The organism is Ruegeria sp. BC8 (assembly GCF_056535705.1).
On the sequence record NZ_JBQFIV010000002.1, the window covers coordinates 70,505 to 86,982 of the forward strand.

Here is a 16,478-nt window from a genome sequence, read left to right on the forward strand (position 1 = left end):
CTCACTCAAGCCGCCCGTGTCGAGGACGGATGGCGGGCAGCGCCAAGATTCATTTCAGTCAACAGGTGAGAATTGACTTTGTGAATATCAAATACCGCCTCCGCGCGGGCGCGCGCCTCTTTCCCCATCTGCAGTGCAAGATCTGTGTCATCAAGAAACTTTCTCATCACATCCGCCAAGGCATTGGCGTCGCGAGGAGCAACCAGAAAACCAGACACACCGTCCTCCACGGTATCTCCGCAACCCGGTAGCGTAGTGGTAATAACCGGGCGCCCTGTTGCCATCGCCTCGAGTATCGAGCGAGGGATGCCCTCTCGATAGTAGGACGGCAGCACAAAGACCGATGCATCTGACAGATAGGGGCGGACGTCATCCGTCTCACCCAAGTATGTCACGATGCCGTCTTCAGTCCATTTCTCGATTTCATCCGGTTTTATGCCTTTGGGGTTGGGATCGAGCGGGCCAAGAATTCGAAACTCCGCGTCCGGATATTCAGGCTTGAGGCGTTTTGCAGCGGCAACGAATTCGCGAACACCCTTGTCAGCAAGAAGGCGTGCAATGACAAGAAACTTCGGAGCACCTTCGGGGAATGCCCTGTGTGCAAAACGCTCAAGGTTGACGCCCGTGCCTGCAACCCGGATGAGTTTGGAATTGTCATCCAGCATGGCAAACCGGCGTATGTCGTCCTCATCCGCGCCGTTATAGACAAAAGCGCGCCCCACACCGCGCAATCCGGCGCGATAGAGCCGCACGGAAACGTCCCGCAGTATACGCCGTTTGCCACGTGGATCCGGATCGGCAAAGACATAGCCGAGGCCGGTCATCAGGGCATGGCGTTCCGGCACCCCTGCGAGTCGCGCAGCGATACCGCCATAGATGACAGGCTTCATGGTGTAAGAGATCACGACGTCGGGGCGCAGACGCTGGAATGCACGTACCATACGCATCAAAAGCACAGCATCCGCCAGAGGATTGGTCCCCGTCCGCGCCATTGGCAACACCTCAAAGTCGCATCCAATATCGGCAAGCGTGTCGGCCACAGCGCGGTCGTTTTCGGGTGCGAAAGCGGTAACATGGTGCCCTTCGGCAATCAGGGCGCGGATCAGATCGAAACGGAACCGTGTCAGGCTTGGTGCGTAACTGCTGACCAGGGCGATCCGCTTTGGCGCTACCTTGCCCGTCATTTCGAAATTCCTGTTTTCGATGCCATGTTCAGGCTCCATGCGCCTCTCTGCCCTTGAGAGATCGCCTCATGATACCATTGATCATGGGCATCAATGTAGCGAGACATCGAAAAGTTTTGGCAAATCCGGTCTCGCGCAGCGCTCCCATAGCCTGGCGGCCAGATGGGCCGAGGTCCACCATTTTGGCCAACGCATTGGCTTGGGCCTCGGTGTCTGAGGGGAATGACCGCACCCGTTTCACCGACGATCAAACCGGTATCACCCACATCTGTGACGACGGATGGCACACCACAAGCCATGGCTTCGCACACCGCAAGTGGAAAAGCCTCACCCCATGCGGATGGCAGAAGAAAAATATCAAACCCGCTGACAAGCTTTGCAATGTCGCTCCGTTCACTCAGCGTGCTGATGCGATCCGAGATTCCGAGCTCGTGAGAGGCGCGACGCGCGCTGCCCACGTCTTGTCCAGTCCCGATCAGAACACCCTGAACGTCGTAACCCAGCTCAAGCAATCGAGCGATGGCAGCGACCATCCGGGCCTGGTCTTTCATTGGGTGGTCGCGACCCACATTGCCGATGATGATCCGGCCGTCGGGAATACCTGCAATGACCCCCAGCCGCGCCCGTGCCTCAGCATCGGGGCGGAATTCGTCGGTGTCGATCGCATTTGGGATGACAATCGATCGATCGGAAGCAAAGCCTATCGCCTCGTGCTGTGCTGCTGAGACTTGCGCACAATACGATATTCCGGAAACGCCACCGGAAAGCGCTGCACCGCTACGTATGAAGAAACGGCTTGAACGGCGTTCATTGTGGATATCCTGCAGCGAGTGGTGGACAGCCCAAAGTACAGGTGGCGCGGCCGTGGACGCGATGGTTGCCAGACGTGCCGCAAGATTTCCGTGATACATCCACCCATGAATCAGGTCCGGTCGGGTGTGCCGGACATGCTGCCTGAGAGTCTTCAACGCCCTTACGGAATACCTGCCCTGTTGCAGCCCCAAGTCATGGATCGGTACACCAAGGGACGCGATTTCCTGGCCAATTGCGCCCTGAGGCATCAGCGACAAAACAGAGTGGTCATACGCGCGCTGCCCAAGGGCGCGGAGATACCTCAGAAGCATGATCTGGGCGCCCCCGAAACCGGTGCTCGTGATGCAATGGAGAACCTTCATGTCGCTTCCTTTGGACTGCTTGTATCGTTGGAACCCCATCCGCTGGTTTTAAGTGCTTCCAAAGTCCGGGACCAATCTGTGCGTCACTGTTTTTCCAGGGCGCTTGGGAATGCCAGCAATCTGCCGCTCTGTGGCTTCAGCATGCTGGTGAGATTGACGCGCGCGCCTTCGGTCGGTTCTCCGGGTGTATTGACTGCGCCTGGCTCTGCTTCTCCTGCCCCGAACACCACCGATGCAGCAATCCGCTCAGCGTCTTTGCCCTCATTGGCGCGGTAACGGGGAACGATCTGGCGGAGTGTGTCAATGATCATTGACGAGTCACCCAGACGCGCAAAGGCCTCTAGCCGGCTCATCCACACCTTGGCGTCGGCCAGCGAAACCTCTGCCGAAGTTGCAACCATCACACCCTCCAGACCACTTGGTGCGCGGGTTTCGAGCTTGTCGAAGAGTTCTTCGAACAACTTCTCGCCTGGTCGCATACCAATGATCTTGATCCCGATGTCTTTGCCTGGCTCCAAGCCCGACAGGCGGATCATCCGCTCGGCTATGTCGATGATCCGGACCGGCTCACCCATATCGAGAACAAAGATTGCACCACGCGATGTTTTTTGCTCGATCCCATGAGCTGACGCCATAAGAGTGAGCTCCACCGCTTCGCGGATCGTCATGAAGAACCGCTCCATTCTGGGGTCGGTTACGGTGAGAGGTCCGCCGCTGGCGATCTGCTCTTTCAGAAGGGGAATAAGCGATCCTGAGGAACCGAGCACATTGCCAAAGCGCACAGTCATAAAGCGTGTGCCTTTTCCCTCGCGCTCCGCCTCCCGATCCAACGCGCCACAATAGAACTCTGCAACCCTCTTGGTCGCTCCCATAACCGACGTTGCATTGACTGCCTTGTCGGTCGAGATCTGCACCATTGCGGCAGCTCCTGCGTGGCGGGCTGCATCCGCGACATTGCGCGTTCCGATCGCATTGGTCAGCACACCTTCGCCAGGATTGGCCTCGACAATGGGCACATGCTTGAGCGCCGCAGCGTGGAAGACGATATCCGGACGATAGGTCATGAACAGATTCTCAACCCGCGTACGGTCGCGTACGTCGCAAATTTCACAGTTCTTGACCACCGACGAGAAATGACGGTCCAGATCCTGGCCGATCGAATATAGATTGAACTCGCAGTTATCGATGAGCAACAAGCTCTCGGGATGGTTGGCTGCAATCTGACGCACAAGTTCTCCGCCGATACTGCCGCCGGCGCCAGTCACGACGATCCGACGGCCAGTGACCAGCCGGGCCAGACGCTTGCGATCAACGACGTGGGCCGGGCGCTGAAGCAGATCGTTCGGCTGGACTTCTTCAATACTCAGCGGGCGAGATTCGTTGAGCCCGTGCAAGTCGCAGATCCCTGGCAAGCGACGTACACCGATGCCCTGGCTTTCGGCCCATGACACAAGCTTCCTCACTTCGTCCTCGTTGAACTGTGCGGGGGCTTCTGTCAGCACGATGTGGCGGGGCAGCGCGCGCGTCGCGAACCAGTCTTTGACCGCTTCGACGTCCAGAACCGAACCAACGATCGGGACATCGTGAAAAACCAAACCTCTTGTGTTCTCGACACCGTCAACGATGCCGATCGGCTGGTAAGGCGGATTGGGCATATTACGTACGGCCCGCAAAAACAGATCGCAGGCGGTCCCGGTCCCAACAAGCAATACCGGCTCCGCTGTTGCCGCCTGCAAATGATTGCCTCCGCCAAGAAGCGTTCCCAACAGGTTTTGGTTGATCCGCCGGACCAAGCGCGTCCCGCACAGAAACGGAAGCGCTACAAATAGAGCAATGACCATAACTTCGGGCGGGACGTTCACTGCTGCCAACCCAAGCGACCGGAGGATGCCTATTGCCAACAGCACCAATGTCGTTGCCGTTGTCACGATCACTGCGTCACGGATAGACGTTGTCTCCGGATGGCGCCGATACATTCCCAAAAGGGGAAAAATGACGGCTGCCGTCAGAACACCTGTCAGCACGAGACCCGTGATGCTTTCGCTGTGGGTCGCATCAAGTGGGAGCCCGCTACGCAGAATGTAGGACGCGGAAAGCGCAGCGGCGACCAGAAAAATATCGCTGAAAAACAGACGCTTGTGAGACTTCAACTCACCGGCGACACTCAAAAGGAATTCCCGGACCCCTGAACCAAAAGTGCGGAATTGAGAGGCAGGTGTATTTCTATGCCCAATAATGAACTTCACAACAAATTACCCCCAAAACAACAAACAACAGAACGCCAAAATGGAGCCAGTTTTGGCGCATACTAAAAAAACTTGTAGGTAGCTTAACGTTAAGTAGATTTTTCTCAAATCGATTTCATGCGCGTGAGCACACCAAATCCCTTAACCTTCCAAAAGCACAACTTAAGGCCGCATGTTATGTGGAGCTTCTACTTTTCCGGTACTCAGTTTTTACTTCACCCCACACTTGCTTAAAAATTAGGCAAATGCGGGCAGCAGCCATAGCCGAACTGTTGAGCCACCGTGGAGAATCCATGAAAAAACGACGGATTGGGGACGGCATGCCGGACGCCCGATTCGGCCACAAAACTACGGCGAAATTATGATCGAGCCATTTGCTGCAGCTAGGCGTCGCCAGCGAGCCTTGCGAGGTAGTGTTCGAGATTGGATGTTTCGGCTCCCGGAAGCTTTGCCCAGGCATCTTGAGGATCATAGAGATCAAACGAAGGGCGGAGCCCGTCCCGCGCATCAGCCAGGCCACTGCCATCGCTGCCTGCAGGCTCCCGGTCGGCTGAAATCTCCGGCCATCCGCCCAAGTCGGCCAATGGATCGTCTACAATTCGCCCGTCACAATTGCGCACATGATTGAGCACCCGCGCGTCGAGATCATCGGCTTCGCGCGTGCCGGGTATCTGATCTCCTGCTCTGTCCAGAACATAGGTCATGGTTTCACTTACCGAGAAGACAGGTGAAGCGATTGGGTCGGCTGGTGTGGCAACCTGATGATCCTTGGCAACTGGATCTAGAACCTCAAACGGTATCGCGGTTTTGCAATCCATTGCGATATTGTCCTTGGCAAAGATCTCAATCAGGTTTTGGGGGTCCATCAGGAACGCCTCAACAGCAAAGCGTCGATCCTTGCGCGTACTCGGGCCTGCCAGAACAACGTTGCCGACATAGTTCACGCGTGTAGTTCCGAGGTTGTTGTAAAACTCGCCGAACTGGCTCCCAGCATTGTAGAAGACGTTGTTGATAACCTCGATCGGACCAATATCCGTCGCCTTGAGATCAGGATTTCGATCCCGATTGTGGGCAAATAGGTTCCGCGTCAGCGTAATCCGCCCACAGGCATTACCCGAACCTTCGTGTGAGCAGATCAATGCGCCTTTCGAGTGCGCCCCCTTGGGATGGGTCGCTTTTTCCAGCCCATAAGCGAAAATACTGTTTGCAATGGTGATGTCAGCCGCAGTGCTGCTGCTCACATGAACATTAATGTTCTCATCCGTCGCAAACATTACCGAGACATGATCAATGTAGATCCGCTCTGCGTTCTCGATGGTGATCCCATCAACCGCCGGGCTATCCTCAATGCTCGGACCCGGGCGCACTTTGAGAAAACGGATGACTACGTCATGCGCGCCCTTGATCACGAGCGGTGATCGGATGCTGTCGCGCAACTTCAGCTGAATTCCATCCCCGGGCGCTGTCTGCCCGGCAACATAAACATTCGACCCCACCCTAAGCTCACTGTCGAGCTCGATTGTGCCACTGACTTGAAAGACACAAACGCGAGGTACATCAAGCTCTACACACGCACGTAAACTGCCCTCTCCTTTATCCTCAAGCGTGGTAACGGCAATAACTTCACCCCCACGCCAACCGGTTGCCCCGGCACCAAAGCCAATGGCACCGGGGAAGGCAATCGGTTCGGAGGAGGCAATTCCGGCAAACCCGACTGCCAAGAGGCAGGTTAGGAGTCTTAGGTACATCGCGACGCTCACCCTTATACTGTTTGCGACTGTGACGTGGGTGCCGAGCCGCGGCGTGATCCCATCGCTCATCGCTTGCCTACGGCGTTGAGTGCGACACCAACCAGCGGAATCATTTTGCTGCGCATGGCATGAGTTGCTGCACGCAGTGCCCGCTCTCTTGTTTGCCCCGCACGAGCAACAACAACGGCAACATCGGCAAACTCTGCAAATCGATTGGCGTTCTCTGTAGCCAGATACGACGGTGTGTCGATCACTATGAGATCATAGGTTTTGCGCAGGTAGTTCTCAATTCGGGTTTCCTCGCTTCGATCAGCCCGCAACTTGAGACCGAAATGCGAGGTTGGTCCAAAGTTGATCACGTCAAGCTGAGGGTATTGACTGCAGGTGCTTATGCCCCTCCTGAACGTTTCGAAACTGTCGAAAGCATCCTGCAGGGCAAGATCGGAATTCGGCACACCAAGCAGTGCGCTGGCACTCTGTTGCTGGACATCCAGATCAATCAGAATTACCCGCAGACCGTCGTGGGCAGCACAGGCGCTAAGGGCAACGGAAACGGTGGACTTGCCCTCGTTGGGCAGGGCGCTGAGAACCATCAGGGCAGCGCCTTTATCCGTATCCGTCCTGGCCAGTGCTGACGTAGCAAGTGACCGCGCTGCCTGCCCGAACGCCGAGTAGGGAGCCGCAGAAAGGTGCTCGATCAAGTGACCACGCGCGCCAGCCCCCGAACGCGGCAACCGGGGTATCTGCGCCAAAACGGGCAAACCACTTGCCTCCTCGGCACTGTCCACCGTCCAGATTTGCGCGTTCATCTGTTCGCGGAACAGAACATAAATAAAGGCAAAGAAGCTTAAGACCACAAACGCGACGGCCAGTGTTGCGACACGTTGCGGCTCGGAGGGCTTTCGAGGAGGCTGCGCCACGGTGATCTGGCGTGCCGTGGGTGTGAGCGATCTCGTTGCGCCTCATAATCGTTCAAGCGCTCGAAGATCGATTGATAGCGCTGCTGATCGATCTGCAATGCGAGTTCTAATTGCGCGCGCTCCAATTCAGCCCGGGTGCGTTGGCGAAGCGCATCAGTCCGCTGCTGTATCTGCCGCGCAAGATCCGAACCCTCGCCCTGTTCTTCTAGATCGGCAATTGCGCGCAGGCTTTCGAGTTCAGCCAGCATCGCTTCGGTGCGGTTGCTGTCATCGAGCGCATTCAACCGAATCAAAGCAGCAAGTTCAGCTTGCCGTGTTGTAAGGTTTTCGATGGCGGTCACAGACCGCTTGCGCAGAAAGTTGATAGCGCTGTCGATACCCAACCGCTGTCGGCGGAGCCCTTCCTCGATATAAGTCCTTGCGACAACATTGCTGACCCGCGCAGCAAATACAGGGTCTTCGTATGTGGACTCTATTCGAATCGCCAAGCCATGGCCTGGGTAATTGATCGAATAGATACCAAGGAGCTTGTCGATAACGGCTTCGCGCTGCAGGGCTTCGTACTGCGCAATGCGGTCTGCCTCACTCAGGGCTTCCAGATCACTTTCGTCGAGCGGTTCTGCCGGGTCGCTTGGCTCGGTCGTTACCACCGCCTCACCAGAGGTTGTGGCATTGATGGTGCTGCCGCTTCCCCCGGGTTGAAGAAAGCGAAACAGTCGCGACAAAAAGAAGTCATTATCCCCCAAGCTGGGCGCAAAGTCAGGATCGTCAAAAAGCTCCATGCGTTCCGCAATTGATTCGGCGAACTGGCGCGACCGCAGCACCTCGACCTCGGTTTGGGCCACACTTGGATCGATGACGCGCAGGCGGGAGCTGACCGTGTCAAAGGCGGTATTGCCTGTCTCCAGCACGATTACCGAGGTCGCCACGTAACGCTCACTGATGGAAAAAACGACGGCTGCAGTGAGCGCCATGCCTACCGCAACAAAACAAAAGATCAGGACAAAATTGTGTTTAAAAAGATGCCACAGATCCTGCAGACCCACACGCGAAGTGGGTTCCGACTTCGATATGTCGCTCTGGGGAGATACGTTCAAAAAACACCTCTTCGAAATCTGGATACCCTGATCGCGTGGATACTCGTGTATGTAAGAGCGGATGATGAAGTGTTTTCCGGCCAAGAAATAGCTCTCAGCAAAAAATGACCGCCCACCTTGACTGCAGAAACATCTGCAGGACATCTAGCATACCGCCGTGCATTTCAGAAAGAGTGAGTTGGTAGACCGCCGCCCGACGGGCTACTCGTTCACGAAGAGAGGCTTCAGGTTGTACGCTGCCCCCAAACCTGGACCACTGGAAGTTGGGTTTTTGCTACCCTGTCCCGGTGAGAAGCTGGTGACGCCATCAGGACAATGCACAGCAATCGACATGGTGTCTCCGATTGCGCCACGGCGTCGCTTCTCGTTGCCGGGCCAACGTCAATCCTCCAGCTTTTCATGGACCTCTGCACGGCTCATGAACGCATGGGCGTTCGACACCCCGCCTTTTGCCGGTTGTCGAAGGCGAAAATGTGAGTGGCTGGCCAAAACCTCGCAGCCTTTTCCAATCCGCAAAGGCGACAAACCCTTCGCCGGCCCGCGCCCGTTGATAAAATCCATCGCGCGGCACGGATGAATCGACACACAGCGCTTGCTTCATCGAAAATCCGCCGCATAATCAAGCCAACCGGACGCGCCAGACCCTTTTTTAGTTCAAGCAGCATTCAGTCCATAATCCCTGACGCACGGGTGACGGGTATGGGGCGCCGCAGTTCGCAAAACCGCCTGTGAGGCTTTCGCTCTCATCGCCACGCCATTTGACGGAGTGCACATTGTCTACCCCATCCTCACAAAGCTGGCCGCATTTCGATGAAATTCAAATTGAAGCCGTCGCAGAACTGCTCCGATCCGGAAAGGTCAATGCATGGACCGGGGCAGATGTAAGGTCTTTCGAAGATGAATATGCCGAAGCTTTGAATGTGAAGCACGCCGTAGCGTTCGCGAATGGCAGCGTCTCAATCAACACGGCTCTTGCCGCGCTCAAACTGGCCCCTGGCGATGAGGTCATCGTAACGCCACGCAGCTTTGTAGCTTCGGCGTCCTGCGTTCTGCTGTTTGGCGCGATACCCGTCTTTGCTGATATCGACCCAGACAGCGGAAACCTCACCCCCGAAACAATTCGGGCCTGCATAACCCCCAGGACAAAAGGCATCATTCCCGTCCATTTGGGCGGATGGCCATGCGACATGCCTGGAATCATGGAACTGGCTGCAGAGCACAAGTTGTGGGTCATCGAAGATTGCGCCCAAGCCCACGGCGCTTTGATCAACGGCCGCCCCGTAGGCACATACGGCGATTTTGGTTCCTTCTCGTTTTGCCAGGACAAGATCCTTACCACGGGTGGAGAGGGCGGTCTCCTCGTAACCAACAATACCGAGCTTTGGAAATTCGCCTGGAGCTACAAGGACCATGGAAAAGACTATGACAGAGTCTTCGCTACGGATCATCCACCGGGGTTCCGCTGGCTGCACACGCATCTCGGCACCAACCTGCGGATGACCGGAATATCTGCCGCGCTTGGCCGGATTCAGCTTCGTCGTCTGCCTGAGTGGCAGTCGGTCCGGGCACGCAACGCGCATATTCTCGCGCAAGCATTCTCAGACTGCCCGGTCCTTCGTACGCCGATGCCAGCCCCAAATCTAACCCATGCCTGGTACCGCTTCTATACTTACGTTCGACCAGAAAAACTGGCTGAAGGCTGGAGCCGCGATCGGATCATGACTGAGATCCAGGCGGCAGGATTCCCGGTTTTTTCTGGAAGCTGCCCGGAAATCTACCTTGAGGCCGTGTTTCCCGAGTCGATCAGACCGAAAGCTCGGCTGCCTGTCGCCCGCGATCTCGGCGAAACGAGCCTGGCCTTCCTGGTCGACCCGACCTGGTCCGAAAATGAGATCAGAGCGCTCGTTCAAGCCGCCCTCCCAATTCTCGAGGCCTCTGGAAAGCACTGAATTTGGTTCAATCAAGCGGGAGGGTCCTGGGCCGGTGATGGATGCAATGCAAATGGAATTCACCATTGAAGCGCGCAATCGTCGACGTGACCGCCAATTCCATCGAGGAACACTCCAAGCCATCCGCAAGGACAATCATTTTCTGTATCGTGACCGAGGCCTTTCTTGCTCTGGGCCGTGCCGCGCGAGAACACGGTCCCGCAGTACGTCCAAAAGACCACGTTTCCACATCACGAACAGTACGCTGGAGGCTTCGACACTGTTTGCCCAGCGGCTTAAGTTTGCCTCAATTCCGGCGCTATACTTGACTCATGAATATAGCCGCCATGATTGCGGATTAGCAGTTCTTACAACTCGCAAATCCGTATCCCAATTATGCGCTACAATCGGCGTTTACTGTCCATTTTCAAGCGCATCAACCGGAGACGCCCTTAGCCAATGCATTTCAAAGACATAAATTTCATCATCATAGGTGCAGGGAAGTCGGCGAGCACCTGGCTTCAAAAACAGCTGCAATCTGATCCGGAAGTCTACATGCCAGACCCGGAACTTCACTACTTCTCTCGGAATTACAGCCGAGGTGACGAATGGTACCTTTCTCAGTTCAAAGATGCGGGGGTGGGCCAGACCGTTGGCGAAAAGTCCAATTCCTACCTGTATGCGCCCGATGCAGCAGCCCATATTCACGACCGCATGCCTCATGTGAAGCTGATTGCACAATTGCGCAACCCCGTCGAGCGGGCCTACTCCAACTACTGTATGTTGTTCCAGCGCGGTGAGGTCGGACCAGACATCGAGTCCTATCTCGACCCTTCGCAGGGCGGCGGCAACAAATTGCTGATCTCCGGTCATTTTGCGTCACATCTGCAAACCTACATCGACCTGTTCGGACGCGAGAAGCTTCTCATCCTGTTCTTCGAAGGCGTGTTAGACGACCCAGAGGGGCAGATGTCGCAGGTTCGCACCCATCTTGATTTGCCACCGCACCCCCTGGCGCCGGAAGGATGGAGCAAGACAAAGGACAAATCCGCTCCCAATGTGCCAGCGCATTGGAAAAAGCGCCTTGGGTGGATGAAGCCGATAGTCCGCCCCCTAAGAGGGACCGCAACCTTTGAAACGGCACGCGGGTGGATTGCAAGCGAAACCCAGTACCCGCCGCTCACGGACGATCTAAGAAAACGGCTTAACGACTATTACGGCCCGTCTATCGAGGCCTTGGAGCAGATTAGCGGTCAGTCACTCAGCCATTGGTATGGGTCGATGGACGAGCCGGGGGGAATGACAGCCTGATGTCGCTCGGAGACTGAAGCGGAACGCGTACCCACATGAAGCACACATTGACTGAGAGGAGACCAAACCAGCGCGCGGGAACATCATGATCGATTGAGGAGCTTTTCCGTTTCCGCGGTACCTGAACCGCGGTAGTGGCCTGAATGGTTCAAACAATCATCGCTTTCGCTCAAATGGGTGCAGATTTTCGAAACATACCAACCGAGATCGGGAAAAACTGGCATTTTTTGCCAAATAAAAAGAAAGGAGAAAGGCGGATACATGCTGTATCCGCTGATTGATATGAAGAAGTTTATAATAACTGGTATTCAGATGAGAAACAAAGGCTCTCAGGCGATGTTTCTCACGCTTTATTATGGGTTGAAGTCGATTTACAAGGATTGCGAGGTGGTCGGCTTTTCCAACAAATACGACCCCTCCGAAGAATACACTTTCAAGTTGCTACCCTACGACGACTACACTCGGCTGGTTTTCAAATACCGGCTGAACAAGGTTCCGCTGCTGGAACCACTTTTGACCTCTTTCGTCGGCATGATGAAGAAAACCGACAAGTGGAAGGGCAAGATCCCGGAAATGGAAAAAGCGCTGCGGGAAGCGGATGCTGTGTTCGATGCGAGCGGGTATACACTTGGCTCAGGCTGGTCAAAGAAAGGCGGCGGGTTGCTGCTGGACACGATAAGATACGCCAAACGGTACAACACGAAAATCGTCCTGATGCCTCAGAGTTTCGGCCCCTTTGATTGGGACGATGACGACAACGGGGCTTTCCTCAAAGAGATGAAAGACGAACTGACCTATGCCACGAAAATATATGCCCGCGAGAAAGAGGGGTTTGGCTGCCTGAAATCCCTGGGCCTGGACAACGTTGAACTATCAACGGACATGGTTGTTCGAGAAAAATTCTTTCCAAAAGCAAGCGATATCTACCCATCCTACCAGGAGGACGAGACAAATTACCCAACCAAAGGATCTGTCGGGTTCATAATAAATGAGAACATCTTCAGAATTGGTGATCCCGAAGCAGTCTTCAATCTGTACGCAAAGCTGCTCGACAAACTGGTGGACAATGGAGAAAAAGTTTACATTCTAACCACCTCCACTGCCGATACGCACCTTGTTGAAACAGTTCTTGGAAAGACCAGAAACAAAGACAACGTGGGCGTGATTGCCGGTGAGTATTCGAGCCCGGAACTCATAAACATTATCAGCAGGTTCAAATACGTTGTGGCGTCACGCTACCATTCGGTCGTGTTCGCATACAGAAGCGGCGTGCCCGCAATCATTCTCGGGTGGGCCAATAAATACATAGACCTGGCCGAGCACTTCCAACAGCAAGACTACGTGTTTGACATAAGAAACCCAGGCGTCGATCGTATCATCGAACAAATCGACAAAATGGCGGCGAACCACGAAAACGAGTCACGCACCATAAAAGATCGCTTGAAAAGCCTGCAAGAATCTTCCGTTGTCGCCGAAGCTGCAAACGAAATCGCCCCCCAAAACTCAACAGCCACCTAGCAGAAGGACACCCGGCAAATAGCCGGCACTCACACAAAAACGACACACAGCCAGCGGCGAACAAGTGTATCGGATATCGTGGGCCGTTGCACCTCTTTGCCTCCGCGAAAAAGGAGACCTGCGCCACTGCGCCATCAATTTAGGCGCTTGGAGTGCGAAAGCGGGTCTCACATTACTATTCAAGTGGGTATGCTCGTGCAGTGTTTTTTTGTTTTTCAGAGAGTTGAACAAAATCACTGCACCACAAGCACGGTTCCACAGCCGCTCTTCGTTCGGCCAATGCGAACCGCTCGCCCAACTGTTTACTCTCTTCAACGGCGGCCCAATTACCTATCCATGGCAATCCCTAGCTCGAATCCACCATGTTCAAGCATCAACACTGAAGTTCCCAACCGCAGTCGGGAAAAGCTCCGTGCTAGAACCCGAGCATCCAAGTCAGAAACAGTTTCAGACTTTGGCTCGAATCGTTGACGCAACACGGAGGGCAAATCAGCGTCAGCGTCTAGTCAGCCCTGCATTCTCAGCCCCTGCATCCCGCGACGGCATCGACGGCTTGCAAACAGAATCCGTTTCGACCAATCTTGCTGCATCGCCGCTTGTCGACCCGGGTTGTCGGTATTTCAGTCGCGGTTGCTCGGGTGGCGTGTCGCGTCCCTTTGTATTGGTTGATTTTTTGTGTGTCGCGGGACCCCGCGTGTTGCGAGTTGGATTTGATTTGTGAACCGGTTGCTTGAAATCCTGATCTGCCTGCTTCTGGGCCTGCTCGCGCTTCCCTTCTTTGTCATTGCGTGCGTCGTGGTGCTTTTGTCCATCGGCCGTCCATTGATGTTTTCGCAAATCCGAGCCGGACGACAGGGTCGCAATTTCCGGCTCTACAAACTACGCAGCATGAAAGAGACGCGCGCGGCGGATGGATCGTTGCACCCCGATGCGGATCGCCAGACGCGCGCCACCGCAATGATCCGACGCCTGCGCCTCGACGAGATCCCGCAAATCGTCCTGATCCTGCAGAACAAAATGGCTCTGGTTGGGCCTCGCCCCTTGCTGCCTGAGACGATCGAAGATTTCGGACCCGCCGGACAATACCGATGTTCCGTTCGGCCGGGGCTGACCGGGTGGGCGCAGGTCAGCGGCAACACCAACCTCAGCAACAGTGAAAAGCTGAGCCTTGATCTATGGTACGTGGCGCATCGGTCACTGGCGCTGGACCTGCAGATTCTGGGCGAAACAGTCGGAGCGGCCCTGCACAACGAACCCCGCCGCGACGACCGGGTCGAGGCGGCCCGGAAATGGATGGACTCGAATGGCCCGCTGGCCCAGTACATGCAGGAGATGAACGCGTGAATATCGTACTTGTCGGCGCCGTCGAGACCACGCTTGCAGCCCTGATGTCGATGTGCGGTGCCGGGCATGTGCCGGCCCTTCTGGTAACCCTGTCGCCACGCCTGTCCGCGCGGCATTCGGATTTCGTCGACCTGTCACCGGCGGCCGAGAAGTATGGTGTCCCGGTTCTGCATATCGAGAAAACCAACGATCCCGCAACTCTCGAACAGATTGCCAAGGTCAAACCCGACCTGATCCTGGTGCTTGGTTGGTCACAGATCTGCGGCCCCGAGTTCCGGGCGTTGGCGCGGATTGGCTGCATCGGATTTCACCCGTCGGCCCTGCCCCGCCTGCGGGGGCGCGGTGTCATCCCCTGGACGATCCTGTTGCAGGAACGAAACGTCGGGTCCTCGCTTTTCTGGTTGGGCGAAGATACCGATGACGGCCCTATTGCCGCTCAGGCCATCTATGCGGTGGATCCCGAAACCGTCACCGCACGCGAATTGTACAATCGAGCTTTGCGTGCCGTCTCAGGACTGCTGCCGCCTTTGCTGAACCAGATTTACAATGGCGACATCCCGGCCGAACCGCAACGCACCGACGGAGCCAGCCGGTGCGCCCGCCGCCGCCCCGAGGACGGCCTAATAGACTGGACCAATCCTGCTGCGGACATCCACCGCCTGATCCGTGCTTCGGGTCCGCCCTACCCCGGCGCCTACACCTATGGCCCCGATGGCGCGAAACTGGTTCTGACAGGGGTCAGGTATACAGAGCCGGAGGGCTACTTCATCGGCTTGCCCGGCCAGATCCAGGCCATCGGCAACGGCGGCTTTACGGTGGCCTGCGGCGACGGGCGCTGTCTGGACATAACTGAATGGTCAGGGGCCGACACACCCCCTGCCCTTCACGCGAAACTGAGGACACATCCATGATCGCTTCCGACCTGACCACTGGCCACGCCGGCCCCGCGCTGATCGTCGCCCCGCATCCCGATGATGAGGTTCTGGGCGCCGGCGGCACGATGGCCCGCATGGCCGATGCTGGGCGCGAAGTGCATGTGGTTGTCGTCACCCGTGGCAAACCCCCGAAGTTTACCGATGAACAGGTCGCAACCACACGGCGCGAGGCACGCAATGCGCATGATCTGCTGGGCGTCACCGAGACACATTGGATGGACTTCGACGCGGCGGAGTTGTCGGAACATGCCCATTCGGACCTGAACGGTGCGCTGGGAAAGCTGGTCCGCGACATCGCCCCCAGCCTGATCCTGGCTCCGCATCCGGGCGACATCCATATGGATCACCAGCTGAGTTTTTTGTCCACGCTGGTGGCAAGCCGCCCGCATCAACATGACTATCCAGCCAATATTCTGGCCTACGAAACCCTTTCCGAAACAAATTGGAACGCCCCCTATCTGACCCCGGCCTTCGTGCCAAACGTGTTTGTCGACATCTCGGACACGATCGAGCGGAAGCTGGAGGCGTTCGGCAAGTTCGAAAGCCAGGTCAAACAGGCCCCGCACGAACGATCGGTCGACAGCTTGCGCGCACTGGCCACCCTGCGCGGCGCGACGGTGCACCGGTCGGCGGCTGAAGGCTTTGTTCTGGTCCGATCGGTGATTTGACAGGAGGTGCGAAATGCAGATGTGGCCACCTATGACCAGGAACAGATTGACGCCGTAGCCTAGGTATTTCACTTCGATCATCTTAGTCTTTGATCAATTCAAGTCATCGGTAGCGGCTTCTAAGACCAATGGATCGAAAACAATTCACCAGACGCTGAGCACTCAGCTTACATCCGCGCATTCCACCTAAGCCAAAGGTCCATGGGGACAGCGCTGTGTGTCCAAACGACGGACTTGTTTCAACTTCACAGTTGAAGTCTTGCCGTGGACATAAGCACATTTAGAGAGCGGCAATCACAGCGCCAAAGTGAGAAAGTCGGAAGTATGAGTAACTGCAGGACCAATTCTCAAGGTACCTGTGAGCTTGGTGCGGGTGCCCTGCAGTACTCCCTTCTGCCTCT

Annotated in this window: 12 protein-coding genes; 6 read left to right on the forward strand and 6 right to left on the reverse strand. The window is 56.0% G+C overall.

The features are described 5' to 3' along the window. Nucleotides 1-5: 5 nt before the first annotated feature. From ACR3EK_RS17605 to ACR3EK_RS17630, 6 genes are all read right to left on the reverse strand, one after another. Nucleotides 6-1,223, reverse strand: a complete 1,218-nt coding sequence (locus ACR3EK_RS17605; RefSeq protein ID WP_170442398.1) for a glycosyltransferase family 4 protein — start codon at nt 1,221-1,223, stop codon at nt 6-8. After that, nucleotides 1,181-2,359 carry a glycosyltransferase gene (locus ACR3EK_RS17610; protein ID WP_480634093.1) on the reverse strand — a complete coding sequence of 393 codons (1,179 nt, stop codon included), beginning with the start codon at nt 2,357-2,359 and terminating at the stop codon, nt 1,181-1,183. Before ACR3EK_RS17610 ends, ACR3EK_RS17605 begins: the two co-directional genes overlap by 43 nt. An 83-nt stretch (nt 2,360-2,442) precedes the next feature. Beyond that, nucleotides 2,443-4,605, reverse strand: a complete 2,163-nt coding sequence (locus ACR3EK_RS17615; protein WP_260066601.1) for a polysaccharide biosynthesis protein — start codon at nt 4,603-4,605, stop codon at nt 2,443-2,445. A gap of 383 nt (nt 4,606-4,988) precedes the next feature. Further along, entirely contained in the window at nt 4,989-6,425 is a 1,437-nt protein-coding gene (locus ACR3EK_RS17620) for a pectate lyase family protein (RefSeq protein ID WP_480634094.1), read from the reverse strand. After that, nucleotides 6,422-7,276 (reverse strand): AAA family ATPase, encoded by an 855-nt coding sequence (locus ACR3EK_RS17625; protein ID WP_480634095.1) that lies wholly within the window; start codon nt 7,274-7,276, stop codon nt 6,422-6,424. Before ACR3EK_RS17625 ends, ACR3EK_RS17620 begins: the two co-directional genes overlap by 4 nt. After that, nucleotides 7,204-8,373, reverse strand: coding sequence for a Wzz/FepE/Etk N-terminal domain-containing protein (locus tag ACR3EK_RS17630; RefSeq protein ID WP_480634096.1), 1,170 nt, complete (start codon nt 8,371-8,373; stop codon nt 7,204-7,206). The genes ACR3EK_RS17625 and ACR3EK_RS17630 overlap by 73 nt, the downstream gene beginning before the upstream one ends. 773 nt (nt 8,374-9,146) lie before the next feature. On the opposite strand from ACR3EK_RS17630, the gene ACR3EK_RS17635 reads away from it, so the two are divergent. The 6 genes from ACR3EK_RS17635 (at nt 9,147) to ACR3EK_RS17660 (ending at nt 16,077) form a co-directional block, all read left to right on the forward strand. Beyond that, nucleotides 9,147-10,322 carry a DegT/DnrJ/EryC1/StrS family aminotransferase gene (locus tag ACR3EK_RS17635; RefSeq protein ID WP_480634072.1) on the forward strand — a complete coding sequence of 392 codons (1,176 nt, stop codon included), beginning with the start codon at nt 9,147-9,149 and terminating at the stop codon, nt 10,320-10,322. Nucleotides 10,323-10,760: 438 nt separating this feature from the next. Next, complete coding sequence (locus tag ACR3EK_RS17640; RefSeq protein ID WP_170422123.1) at nt 10,761-11,612, forward strand: sulfotransferase family protein; 852 nt, start codon at nt 10,761-10,763, stop codon at nt 11,610-11,612. Nucleotides 11,613-11,873: 261 nt separating this feature from the next. Next, nucleotides 11,874-13,130, forward strand: coding sequence for a polysaccharide pyruvyl transferase family protein (locus tag ACR3EK_RS17645; protein WP_480634070.1), 1,257 nt, complete (start codon nt 11,874-11,876; stop codon nt 13,128-13,130). Between the two features lie 717 nt (nt 13,131-13,847). Then, nucleotides 13,848-14,474: a sugar transferase gene (locus tag ACR3EK_RS17650; protein WP_480634097.1), complete on the forward strand. Its 627-nt coding sequence runs from the start codon at nt 13,848-13,850 to the stop codon at nt 14,472-14,474. Beyond that, on the forward strand, nt 14,471-15,385 hold the full coding sequence (locus tag ACR3EK_RS17655) for a methionyl-tRNA formyltransferase (protein ID WP_480634098.1): 915 nt from the start codon (nt 14,471-14,473) through the stop codon (nt 15,383-15,385). The genes ACR3EK_RS17650 and ACR3EK_RS17655 overlap by 4 nt, the downstream gene beginning before the upstream one ends. After that, nucleotides 15,382-16,077: a PIG-L deacetylase family protein gene (locus tag ACR3EK_RS17660; protein ID WP_170366108.1), complete on the forward strand. Its 696-nt coding sequence runs from the start codon at nt 15,382-15,384 to the stop codon at nt 16,075-16,077. Before ACR3EK_RS17655 ends, ACR3EK_RS17660 begins: the two co-directional genes overlap by 4 nt. Nucleotides 16,078-16,478: the final 401 nt, after the last annotated feature.

Coding starts and splice junctions, on each gene's coding strand:
- ACR3EK_RS17620 (WP_480634094.1), bottom strand. CDS start 6,425: ATGAGCGATGGGATCACGCCGCGGCTCGGCACCCACGTCACAGTCGCA.
- ACR3EK_RS17645 (WP_480634070.1), top strand. CDS start 11,874: ATGCTGTATCCGCTGATTGATATGAAGAAGTTTATAATAACTGGTATT.
- ACR3EK_RS17605 (WP_170442398.1), bottom strand. CDS start 1,223: ATGGAGCCTGAACATGGCATCGAAAACAGGAATTTCGAAATGACGGGC.
- ACR3EK_RS17640 (WP_170422123.1), top strand. CDS start 10,761: ATGCATTTCAAAGACATAAATTTCATCATCATAGGTGCAGGGAAGTCG.
- ACR3EK_RS17660 (WP_170366108.1), top strand. CDS start 15,382: ATGATCGCTTCCGACCTGACCACTGGCCACGCCGGCCCCGCGCTGATC.
- ACR3EK_RS17610 (WP_480634093.1), bottom strand. CDS start 2,359: ATGAAGGTTCTCCATTGCATCACGAGCACCGGTTTCGGGGGCGCCCAG.